At 30.4% G+C, this 8,825-nt stretch carries 7 protein-coding genes; 6 read left to right on the forward strand and 1 reads right to left on the reverse strand.

Annotated elements, in window-relative coordinates:
• Nucleotides 1–133: 133 nt before the first annotated feature.
• A complete protein-coding gene (locus QVZ41_RS13105) occupies nt 134–790 on the forward strand; it encodes an endonuclease III domain-containing protein (RefSeq protein WP_302885085.1) in 657 nt (218 codons plus the stop codon).
• 222 nt (nt 791–1,012) lie between these two features.
• On the opposite strand, the gene QVZ41_RS13110 is transcribed toward QVZ41_RS13105, so the two are convergent.
• Nucleotides 1,013–1,600 carry an RNA polymerase sigma factor gene (locus QVZ41_RS13110; RefSeq protein ID WP_302885086.1) on the reverse strand — a complete coding sequence of 196 codons (588 nt, stop codon included), beginning with the start codon at nt 1,598–1,600 and terminating at the stop codon, nt 1,013–1,015.
• Nucleotides 1,601–1,786: 186 nt separating this feature from the next.
• Here QVZ41_RS13110 and uvrA point away from each other — a divergent pair, with 186 nt between their 5' ends.
• The 5 genes from uvrA (at nt 1,787) to QVZ41_RS13135 (ending at nt 8,659) form a co-directional block, all read left to right on the forward strand.
• A complete protein-coding gene (gene uvrA / locus QVZ41_RS13115) occupies nt 1,787–4,576 on the forward strand; it encodes an excinuclease ABC subunit UvrA (RefSeq protein ID WP_302885087.1) in 2,790 nt (929 codons plus the stop codon).
• On the forward strand, nt 4,576–4,944 hold the full coding sequence (locus QVZ41_RS13120; protein ID WP_302885088.1) for a glyoxalase: 369 nt from the start codon (nt 4,576–4,578) through the stop codon (nt 4,942–4,944). The genes uvrA and QVZ41_RS13120 overlap by 1 nt, the downstream gene beginning before the upstream one ends.
• A gap of 77 nt (nt 4,945–5,021) precedes the next feature.
• Nucleotides 5,022–5,585: a VIT1/CCC1 transporter family protein gene (locus tag QVZ41_RS13125; protein WP_302885090.1), complete on the forward strand. Its 564-nt coding sequence runs from the start codon at nt 5,022–5,024 to the stop codon at nt 5,583–5,585.
• 130 nt (nt 5,586–5,715) lie between these two features.
• Nucleotides 5,716–7,680, forward strand: a complete 1,965-nt coding sequence (locus QVZ41_RS13130; RefSeq protein WP_302885091.1) for a DUF3857 domain-containing protein — start codon at nt 5,716–5,718, stop codon at nt 7,678–7,680.
• A gap of 46 nt (nt 7,681–7,726) precedes the next feature.
• A complete protein-coding gene (locus tag QVZ41_RS13135; protein WP_302885092.1) occupies nt 7,727–8,659 on the forward strand; it encodes a tetratricopeptide repeat protein in 933 nt (310 codons plus the stop codon).
• The last annotated feature ends 166 nt before the right edge of the window (nt 8,660–8,825 follow it).

An 8,825-nucleotide genomic window follows, 5' to 3' on the forward strand; every position in this document is an offset into this window, starting at 1 on the left:
AAAAATAGTATTTAGAACATTATTATTTACAGATTATGATCTCTATTTTTTCTTGAATATTTCATTTAAAGAAATCTCAAACTTCTGTCGTTTTTCTTTATAAATAATTACTTTTGAACTGAAACTTATTCCTATGTTAAAACAAGAAAAAGTACAATTTGTACTAGATACTTTAGAAGAACTTTACCCAGAAACCCCAATTCCATTAGACCATAAAGATCCTTATACTTTATTAATTGCTGTGTTGATGTCCGCTCAAAGTACAGATGCTCGTGTAAACACCATTACTCCTTTATTGTTTGCTAAAGCAGACAATCCTTATGACATGATAAAATTATCGGTAGATGAAATTAGAGAAATTATCAAACCTGTGGGATTATCACCTATGAAATCAAAAGGAATTCACGGCTTGTCACATATTTTAATTGATAAACACAATGGAGAAGTTCCTGCCAATTTTAAAGATTTAGAAGCATTACCTGCTGTGGGACATAAAACGGCAAGTGTAGTGATGAGTCAAGCTTTTAACATTCCTGCTTTTGCGGTAGATACACACATACACAGATTGATGTATCGTTGGGGATTGACCAATGGAAAAAATGTGGAACAAACTGAAAAAGATGCCAAACGGTTGTTTCCAGAACACACTTGGAATAAATTACATTTGCAAATTATTTACTATGGACGTGAATATTCACCAGCACGAGGTTGGGATTTAGACAAAGATGTTATTACCAAAACCATTGGTAGAAAATCGGTGATTGAGGAATATTATAAAAAGAAAAAATAAATAAGGTTTGACATTAATTTTTGTCAAACCTTATTTCTTTAATCACTGTTCCCTTAACAATGCTTAGGGATTTTGAAAAGTTAAGAATAAAAGAAACAGTTTCTTTTTTGGGTTGTAAATTAAGGGTATTCATTTTTTTGTCAAATGACGAATCAGAGTAGTTTTTTATCATATATCTATTGTTTGATAATTTAGTAACGTTAGATATAAGATTTTATTATACTAGTTAGATTTTATCACTTGGTTTTCATTTAATATTTTTCTTAAATTAATCAAAGCGTAGCGCATTCTACCCAAAGCCGTATTAATACTTACATTGGTGTGTTCTGCTATTTCTTTAAAACTTAAATCCATAAAAATCCTCATTCTCAATACTTCTTGTTGATCTTCAGGTAAAAAATCAACCAATTCTGATACATTTTTAAGGGTTTGTTCCAGTTCAATTTTATCTTCAGCATTCAAATCTTCTGCTTCTATAAAATCTAAAACATCATAATTTTCTGTGGCGTATTTTGTCTTTTTACGTTTTTTATCACGGTAAAAATCCATGGTTAAGTTATGTGCAATACGCAAAGCCCAAGGTAAAAATTTTCCTTCCTCGTTGTATTTCCCTCTTTTTAAGGTGTGAATAATTTTGATAAATGTGTCTTGAAAAAGATCATCAGACAAGTCTCTATCAAAAGTTTTAGAATATATATAACCGAAAATCTTTTCTTGGTGTCGCGCTATCAACTCAGACAAACATTTTTCATCACCTTTAATATATAAAGAGACCAATGTTGCATCTGACTGCTTAGAATTTAATTCCATTTATAATTACTTTTTAGTTCGAGTAATTTTAATGTATAGGCGACGTTTTTTAAAGTTATTACGAATTGTAAATATACAATAAACATACCAAAATTTAATTATTCTAATTAACATGATATAAATAATGGTTTACCTTATAATTGTTACAAAACAATTATTTTTACATTCTCAACACAAGCATTATTCATGAGTAAAGTACTTGAAAATTTATCTCCTAAAGAATTTATCATTATCAAAGGGGCAGGATTGCACAATTTAAAAAATATTGATGTTGCCATTCCAAGAAACAAATTGGTGGTGATTACAGGATTGTCTGGATCTGGAAAATCTAGTTTGGCTTTTGATACTTTGTATGCTGAAGGACAACGTAGATATGTAGAAAGTTTATCTTCTTATGCTCGTCAGTTTTTAGGGAAACTAAACAAACCTAAAGTAGATTATATCAAAGGAATTGCTCCAGCTATTGCAATTGAACAGAAAGTAAATTCTTCTAACCCACGATCAACAGTAGGAACCACCACGGAGATTTATGATTACTTAAAATTATTATATGCCCGAATTGGTAAAACCATCTCCCCTATTTCTGGAAACGAAGTAAAAAAAGAAACGGTTTCTGATGTCATCAATCATTTAAAGAAGTTAAAAGAACGTACCAAATTATTATTGTTGGCTCCTTATGAATTAGGAGATAGAAATCCTGAAAAAGCATTACAAATTTTGGTGCAGCAAGGATATGCCAGGATTAAAGTTGATGAAGAAACCTATAGAATTGAAGAGGTAAATCCTAAAGATATTACCGCCAAAACAGTATTGAATTTAGTGATTGATAGAATTGTAGTTAAAGATGATGAAGATTACTACAATAGATTGGCAGACTCTATTCAAACTGCATTTTACGAAGGAAAAGGACTCTGTGTTTTAGAAAATTTAGACGATCAATATACACGAGAATTTAGCAATAAATTTGAGTTGGATGGCATGACTTTTTACGAACCCAACACTCATTTTTTTAGTTTTAACAATCCTTATGGGGCTTGCCCTACTTGTGAAGGTTACGGAAATGTTATTGGTGTAGATGAAGAATTAGTCATACCAAATACTTCATTATCTATTTACGAAGATTGTATTGCTCCTTGGAAAGGTGAAAGCGGTGCTGATATGAAAAATCAATTAATCAATCATGCTTATGAATATGACATTCCTGTCCACAAACCTTGGTTTGAATTGACCGATGCACAAAAAGAATTGGTTTGGAATGGAACCAAATCCTTTGAAGGTATACATGACTTTTTTAAATATTTAGAAGCCAAAAGTTATAAAATTCAGTTCCGTGTCATGTTATCTCGTTATCGTGGAAAAACAAAATGTACTACTTGTAAAGGAACGAGATTAAGACCAGAAACCAAGAATGTTTTTGTAGGTGGAAAAAACATCAACGAACTCATTAATCTTCCTATTGATGAATTAACGGTTTTTATGAAAGAATTAAATCTTGATAAATACGATGCCGTCATTGGGAAAAGATTACTCACAGAAATAAACAACAGGCTACAATTTTTAGACAATGTTGGTTTGGGTTATTTAACCTTAAACAGAGCTTCTAACACTTTGTCTGGTGGGGAAAGTCAGCGAATTAACTTGGCCACTTCTTTAGGAAGTAGTTTGGTTGGTTCTATGTATATTTTAGACGAACCTAGTATTGGTTTGCACCCAAAAGACAGTTTAAAACTCATTGAAGTTTTAAAACAATTGCGCGATTTAGGAAACACAGTTATTGTGGTAGAACACGATGAAGATATTATGAAACAGGCCGATTATATTATTGATATTGGTCCTGATGCAGGAGTGTTTGGTGGAGAATTGGTTGCAGAAGGAACTTACGATGAAATCTTAAAATCCAACACGCACACTGCAAATTATTTAAATGGTACTGACAAAATTGAAGTTCCCAAAAAGAGAAGAACTACCAAAAACAAAATTGAAATTATTGGAGCTAGAGAAAATAATTTAAAAAATATTAATGTTAGTATTCCTTTAAATTGTTTGTCTGTCATTACCGGAGTTTCAGGAAGTGGAAAAAGTACTTTGGTAAAAGATATTGTATATCCTACTTTACAGAAACACATTTTTGGACAAGGAAATAAAATTGGTGAAGTATCTCAAGTTAAAGGAGATTTAGATGCGATTAAAAACGTAGAATTTATTGATCAAAACCCTATTGGAAAATCTTCTCGTTCTAATCCAGTGACCTACATCAAAGCATATGATGATATTCGTTCTTTATTTGCCAGCGAAAACTTGGCCAAAATGAGAAACTATCAACCCAAACATTTTTCTTTCAACGTAGATGGAGGTCGATGTGAAACTTGTAAAGGAGAAGGTGAGGTAACTATAGAAATGCAATTCATGGCCGATGTACATTTGCCCTGTGAAACTTGTAACGGTAAACGTTTCCAAAAAGAGGTTTTAGAGGTCAAATTCAACGATAAAAACATTGATGATATTTTAAACTTATCTATTGATGAGGCAGTTGACTTTTTTGGAAAAACCAAACAAAGTAAAATCAGTAAAAAGCTACAACCTTTACAAGATGTTGGTTTGGGTTATGTCGCTTTAGGACAGTCCTCTTCTACCCTTTCTGGAGGTGAAGCGCAACGTATTAAATTAGCTTCTTTCTTAGTGAAAGGAAGTCGTCAAGAACCAACCTTATTTATTTTTGATGAACCTACCACAGGATTGCATTTTCACGATATTAAAAAGTTGTTAAAATCTATGAATGCGCTGATAGACAACGGACATTCTTTAATTGTAATTGAACACAACATCGATTTTATTAAATGTGCCGATTATATCATCGACATAGGAAAAGAAGGTGGTAAAAAAGGAGGAAATGTATTATTTATGGGAACACCTGAAGCTTTGGTGCAAAACAAAGAATCTTATACAGGAGCCTTTTTAAAAGAAAAATTAAAATAATGGAAAGTAAAACATCAATAAGACCAAATATTCCATCAGCAAAGGTTAACGAAACCATGTCTGCAGAAGAACAATTTCAGAATGCAGTCTTACGTCCCATAATTAAAATGCAATACAACTTGATCATTGCTTTGTTTGACAACTATTTACAACACGCTGATTTTAATTTAAAATCTCTAGAGGTTTATCAAAAAAATGAGTTTTTAAAAACAGCAGTAACAAGAAATCAACATTTAAGAAATCAGTACGTTGGCATGGTTATAGGAATGTTTACTGATGAGGAATTTACACTGTATTTAAACAATGCTTCTGAATACAGTAGACGAATTATCCAAATGATTTCTCAAAGACTTCAAGATACTTATTAAATCATTGCACTACACAATTTTTATCGTTTCTAAACACTCAAAGTCATAACTTTAAGTAAGTTAACAATCTTACTATTATGATATCATCTACGTCTCATTTATACCAAAAAATTGAAAAATACCTTGGAGAGTTTGTTTATGGTGGTATTGATGGGTGTGTCACAACTTTTGCGGTGGTAGCGGGTTCCGTAGGTGCCAATTTAGATAGTTCTGTTATCATTATTTTAGGTTTTGCGAACTTACTTGCCGATGGCTTCGCCATGTCTGTTGGAGCATATTTATCTGCCAAAACAGAAAAAGACAATGGATTAAAATATGCACATAGAAAAGAAGATATTGATGAAATAGAGAAGAATTTTGATCCTTTAGGAAAATCTATGGTAACCTATGCTTCTTTTTTGCTCATCGGGATTTTTCCGCTTTTGGCCTATGTTATTGATGATGTTTCTCCAATAGAAGCCAATGTGTTTATATACTCTTCGATTAGTACCGGAATTGGATTTATAATAGTAGGATCTTTAAAGTCTTATATCAACCATATTGCTATTTGGAAAGGAGTTGCTGAAACACTTTTACTAGGAATTTTAGCTGCTTTAGTTTCTTATTACGTAGGCGATTTTATTGAAGGAGTTATTTCTTAAACCTCCTTTTCCTTTTTTACAAATTATCATTATGTTTACAAAAAAACAATTGCTTGGTCTGTTTAGGTATTCAAACACTCTTAAATAGCCATATACAACTACGTTAAAAAAGAAAAAGAAAACATTTAAAATGAAACATAAACAAATTTCCTCCTTAATTCTAAGTTTATTTATTACTTCGCTGGTTCATTCTCAAAAGTTAGACGTAAAATTTGGTGAATTCTCAAGAGAAGAAATAAAAATGTCTAGTTACGAAAAAGATACAACTGCTAAGGCCGTAGTCTTATTTGATATTGGAAAAACAAGTTTTATGGATACAGATAGAGGTTATATCATAAAATTCACTAGACATAAAAGAATTAAAATATTTGATAAAACCGCTTCAGAATTTGCAGAAATCACTATTCCATATTATGTAGATGGTTATGGAAAAACAGAGATCGTTAAAAATATAAAAGCCGTTACCTTTACCTTAGAAAACAATAATTTAATAGAAACCAAACTTGACCACTCAAACATTTATGACGAACAAATTAATGAACGATGGCATCAAAAAAAGTTTGTGTTTCCAGATGTTCAAGACGGTTCTGTTTTTGAATTTACCTATGAGTTAGAAACCCCTTTCTTTTTTAACATTCCTGATTGGACATTTCAAGATAAAATCCCTACTATTTATAGCGAATATGAAGCCCGCATGATTCCTTTTTATGATTATGTATTTATTGCCCAAGGAATTAAAAAATTTGATTATCAACTTTCAGAAATAGCAGGTTCGGATAGAAGTTATAGAGGGATTAAATTTAAAGACTATGTTCATACATATGTATTAAAAGACATCCCTGCTTTTAAAGACGAATCTTACATTACCTCTGTAAACGATTATATCATGAAAATGGATTTTCAAATGTCTAAAGTTAAATATCCTACAGGAGGCACAAAAGACATTATGTCAACATGGACAGCATTAAACGAAGCTTTGATGAAACACAAAAATTTTGGTAAATACATCAAAAGTGCTTCTCGCTATGCTAAAAAAATTATAGAAGAAGATTTGCAATTAGGTGGTTTGAACAACACTTTAAAAGCTCAAAAAATTATTGAATATGTAAAACTTCATTTTAGTTGGAATGGTTCCCATGGTAAATATGCTCATCAAACAGTAAAAGAGTTTGTTAATAAACATGAAGGTAATGTAGCTGAAATCAATCTTTTTTTAATAGCCATGTTAAATGAAGCTGGTATTGAAGCCAAACCTATTATTTTAAGTACTCGTAGTCATGGTAAAATCCCTATAGATTACCCTTTTGATCATGTAACCAATTATGTCATTGCTTTTGTTAATACTAGTCCAGCTTTTTTAACGGACGCTACTAAAGATCATTTACCTTATAATATGTTACCCGTTAAGTGTTTAAATGAAAAAGGACTTATTGTAGATGAAGAAGAAGATATAAAATGGGTAAGCCTAAATAGTCAATTAGAATCCTTAGAAAAAATTAACATTCAGCATAATATTGACTCTTTAACATTAAATACAAAAGCGTTAGTAGCTATACAGAGTACAAATTATGAGGCTTATCAAAATAGAGATTTTTTTGAAAACGATACTCTTAAAATAAAAAACTACTATGATGCAAAAATTGGTGAAATTAATATTGTAAAAACTCGTGCTTTTGATAAAGAAATGCATCCTTATGCTATAAATCTAAAGGGAACTTATCAAACAGAACAATTAATTAATAAATTAATTATCAAACCCTTTTTAAACTTCCCTTTAGACAAAAACAATCTTACTCTAAAAGAACGAAGTTATCCTGTTGATTTTGAATACATCAAAGAAAAACAATTTAGTGCCACCATTAAAATTCCAAAAAAATACAAAACGAATAGTCTACCTGAAAATTATAGTATAGACAATGACTTGATTAATATTAATCTAAACTATGCCAATAATGGAGAGACCATTTTTGTAATAGGAAATTACAAGTTTAAAAAATCTATTTATGTTGCTAGTGAATATGATAGAATAAAGACTTATTTAAACACAATTGTTAATAAATTTAATCAATATGTTGTTTTAGAAAAAATAGAGTAACTAGCCTATAAATAATATAAAACGCCTTTTGTAAACATCAAAATCTATGAAAAAGAAAACACTAATTGCAATACTAAGCATCACTTATTTTAGTGGAGTATCTCAAATAAACAAAGACAAATTATTACAAGAGCTATCAGAAAATTCCTGTATGTGTATAGACTCTATTAGTACAACAAACAAATCTCCTTTTTTAATTAATAAAGAAGTAGAAGATTGTATTAACAAACAGGTGGGAGCTTATCAGATAGGTAGTAAATTAGCCAACATTGATTTAACGACAACAAGTCAAGACATCATTCTTAATACCAATACAAACTCAGATGATTACAAAGCATCATACAGCAAATTAGAAAACTATCTTTTTAAAAATTGTATCACACTGAAGGAAAAAATTGGCAGTAGAGATTTTGTAAATAAAAACTCTCTTTCTACCGATGAAAAAGCACTGAAGTTGTATTATAAAGGAATTGATAAGAGTAACAATGGAAATCACAAAAAAGCCATTAAATACTTCAAAAAAGCGATTAAAATTGATTCTGTTTTTGCTTTTGCTTGGGACAACTTAGGTTTGAGTTATCGAAAATTAAATGACTATGACAAAGCCATTGAGTGTTATGAAAAATCTTTGACATTAGATCCAAATGGAGTGATGCCTTTACAAAATATTGCCATTGCCTATCAATACAAAGAAGAATACCATAAAGCTATTAAGGCCTTTGAATCACTAGCTGAAATAGACAATAACAATCCTGAAATATATTATGGAATTGGACTAATATATGCCCTTAAATTAAAAGAATCGGAGAAAGGATTAGATTATATATGTAAAGCTTATAATATATATGATCAAGAAAAATCTCCTTATAAAAATGATGCTCAAACCATTATGAACATGATTTACAAATCCATGAAAGAAAGTGGAAAAGAAGAAAAATTTATAGATATTTTAAAGTCTAATAATATTTTGATGAAATAAAACATAACCTACTTGGATAGTAAACAAAAATCCCCTACAATTTTAGAGTGCCCCCAAAAAGTTAGACACAATTTGGGGGTATTTTTATGTCTAGAAAAGTAAAATACACATTAGACTTTAAACAAGAATGTGTAAGGTTGATTCTTAAAGGAGAACACTCTATAAC

It is taken from the genome of Wenyingzhuangia gilva, from assembly GCF_030519655.1.
Lineage (GTDB): Bacteria > Bacteroidota > Bacteroidia > Flavobacteriales > Flavobacteriaceae > Wenyingzhuangia > Wenyingzhuangia gilva.

Excerpts from the sequence above, each read along its gene's own strand:
- QVZ41_RS13105 (WP_302885085.1), top strand. The coding sequence starts at position 134 with ATGTTAAAACAAGAAAAAGTACAATTTGTACTAGATACTTTAGAAGAA.
- QVZ41_RS13110 (WP_302885086.1), bottom strand. The coding sequence starts at position 1,600 with ATGGAATTAAATTCTAAGCAGTCAGATGCAACATTGGTCTCTTTATAT.
- uvrA (WP_302885087.1), top strand. The coding sequence starts at position 1,787 with ATGAGTAAAGTACTTGAAAATTTATCTCCTAAAGAATTTATCATTATC.
- QVZ41_RS13120 (WP_302885088.1), top strand. The coding sequence starts at position 4,576 with ATGGAAAGTAAAACATCAATAAGACCAAATATTCCATCAGCAAAGGTT.
- QVZ41_RS13125 (WP_302885090.1), top strand. The coding sequence starts at position 5,022 with ATGATATCATCTACGTCTCATTTATACCAAAAAATTGAAAAATACCTT.
- QVZ41_RS13130 (WP_302885091.1), top strand. The coding sequence starts at position 5,716 with ATGAAACATAAACAAATTTCCTCCTTAATTCTAAGTTTATTTATTACT.
- QVZ41_RS13135 (WP_302885092.1), top strand. The coding sequence starts at position 7,727 with ATGAAAAAGAAAACACTAATTGCAATACTAAGCATCACTTATTTTAGT.